At 33.5% G+C, this 2,222-nt stretch carries 4 protein-coding genes and 1 pseudogene; 3 read left to right on the plus strand and 2 right to left on the minus strand.

The genetic code is table 11. From position 1 onward, the window contains the following. Positions 1-504: hypothetical protein (locus F902_RS21730; protein ID WP_005207592.1), on the minus strand; the 504-nt coding region annotated here is incomplete at its 3' end. A gap of 632 nt (positions 505-1,136) precedes the next feature. On the opposite strand from F902_RS21730, the gene F902_RS21735 reads away from it, so the two are divergent. The 3 genes from F902_RS21735 (at position 1,137) to F902_RS21745 (ending at position 2,104) form a co-directional block, all read left to right on the plus strand. Then, entirely contained in the window at positions 1,137-1,472 is a 336-nt protein-coding gene (locus F902_RS21735; RefSeq protein WP_002125021.1) for a hypothetical protein, read from the plus strand. Between the two features lie 69 nt (positions 1,473-1,541). Then, positions 1,542-1,721, plus strand: coding sequence for a hypothetical protein (locus F902_RS21740; RefSeq protein ID WP_026441249.1), 180 nt, complete (start codon positions 1,542-1,544; stop codon positions 1,719-1,721). After that, positions 1,718-2,104: a type II toxin-antitoxin system death-on-curing family toxin gene (locus F902_RS21745; RefSeq protein WP_002125026.1), complete on the plus strand. Its 387-nt coding sequence runs from the start codon at positions 1,718-1,720 to the stop codon at positions 2,102-2,104. Before F902_RS21740 ends, F902_RS21745 begins: the two co-directional genes overlap by 4 nt. Position 2,105: 1 nt before the next feature. Here F902_RS21745 and F902_RS21750 read toward each other — a convergent pair. Beyond that, positions 2,106-2,222: pseudogene (locus F902_RS21750) on the minus strand (O-acetyl-ADP-ribose deacetylase); the annotation flags it as partial.

Below are 2,222 nucleotides of genomic sequence, written 5' to 3' on the forward strand. Positions count from 1 at the left end.
ACCATTAAGTCCCAAATCAAAAGCATCATCAGGGTCATCTGTTTTTAAAAAAAATATCATATTTTGTTTTAATAAGTTTTCCAGTTCATCCAATTCACTTTTATGTACGTTCTCAGATTTTGGAATTGTATAAGTTGTAAAACCGAATGGGCTTTTTTCATGAACTTTTACTTGGCTTACATGCTCAATAATTTTATTAGAGAGGTTGATAGCTTTGGCTTTCCCTTCTCTTTCATTAAGCTCCATTGCTCGTTCTCTTAATACACTTTCTAATTTTTCAGGAATGATAAACCATGATGGATTTCCCATAGCTGAAGGATACCCTTTAGGGGATGCCTCAGAACCATTCCAACGCAAAGCCAATTTATCTTTTGACTCTCCTGACTCGTCCACCCAATTAAGAACAGCTAAGGAAAATGAATCCTCTGCACCATCATAAAGTACATGAACACTTTTCACATTTTTTCGTGGAGTTTTTACATCTGTAGGTCGAATATAGTTCATGATTAATCCATAAATGTATTTATACACGTAGTTAAACACATAAAAAAATACATGTAAACACATGTGTATTTGGTTTGTTATAAACTAAAATAAAGAAGTTCATTTAACATAATGGCGCTTATGCGAAACCAATTTTAAAAAGTTATTGTTTTTAAGGTATTTAAAAAATTAGTCATGACTAAAAAATAGGTAAAAAGCCGACTCCGAAACAAGTCGGCTGCTTTTTAAGCACTTTTGTCACTTTTAGCCAATAAAGTCGATTAAAAAATACTCAAAATTTCATTTTTTCCTGATTTCTCAAGACTCTCATTTCTGAAATTATCCCCATTTCCTGCGGACAATTCTTGGGATAATTTGAGGATATCTCCATGTACGTTCTGGCGTACAGGCATTCAAGAAAATCACCAATAGGCAGACACCATCAGATTGCATATTATGGCTTCATCGAAAACAGGATGTTCCACATAACAACAATAAGATCAGCGACAGGACGCGAGGGATGACAGGAGTTGACCCTAGTACCAAATACGAAAAACCCCGACAGGATGTCGGGGTTTTTTATTGTCTGAATATTTTCGGATAATCCGTATTATATTAATTTTAGTTGAACTTAAAACTAGGCATAAAGACAAATGAAAATAGGGATCTTTTGGTACTGGAATAATCAAGTCATTGGTATTGCACATTCCTTTAATATTACGAAAGCAGACTCTATTGGCCTGATTGATAGCCCATATACACATATTGAATATTGGATTACATTGCAAGAAAAGTATTCTGAACTACAAAACTATGAGTATGAACAGATCCCAAGAGGTCGAGTAATTTTTGATACCAACAAAGAAAAATCAATTATTTATTTGGATAAGACATTGTTATATAAATCAAAAATTAATAAAGTCTATGATTTTTTTAATTTAAATCCAGAACAATCGGTGCTAAAAAAAGACTCACACTATCAAATTTGACCAACACTACTGTTAGATCAACAAACTTGCGTTAAAATACACACGATCACTCTTAGAATGGTAAGCGATATGAGAAAACGTCTTAAAGATTATAATATTGAACAAGTATCTAGTCGTGAAAAGGTTTCTGGACAAGTTTTACCTATAAAGTTTAGTAATGATGAAGCAACTAAACGAGTTGTTATGCATAGTGCTAGACGAGTGATCCAGCAACATAAAGCAGAAATACAAGAGTTAGCTTATAAATGAGCTTGATTAGTTCGACATTCGTAATTGCTGTACATGACGAGATTTTGCTTCAAACAGGTGTAGGTCGATCTGGTTGCCAGATTGAGAAACTGGAAAGCGTCCTAAACCGTATAGATCAGCAAATGTATTACAGTAATGTGAGTGATATCTTTGAAATTGCTGCATGGTTTGGTATTGCAATTTCTAAAGGGCATGCATTTGTCGATGGAAATAAAAGAACAGGGCTAGCAGTGATGCTAACTTATCTTGAAATCCAAGGTGTGACCATTCAAGAACACACGGGTTTAGATGATTTAATGGTTGATATCGTTGAATCCCAAGAAGATCATGAGCTTTTAGCCAAACTGGTAGCAGGATTCTTATATGAGCTATCTATAATTTAATTTATTCAATCTGTATTTTTATTTTTGGGTCGTTAATGTTAGAAAGTATCTCCTTATAAATTAAATAGTTTTCATCATCTCGGCATACAAAAAATACTTCTTCAACACAGTCATATTG

The organism is Acinetobacter higginsii, assembly GCF_000369525.1.
Lineage (GTDB): Bacteria > Pseudomonadota > Gammaproteobacteria > Pseudomonadales > Moraxellaceae > Acinetobacter > Acinetobacter higginsii.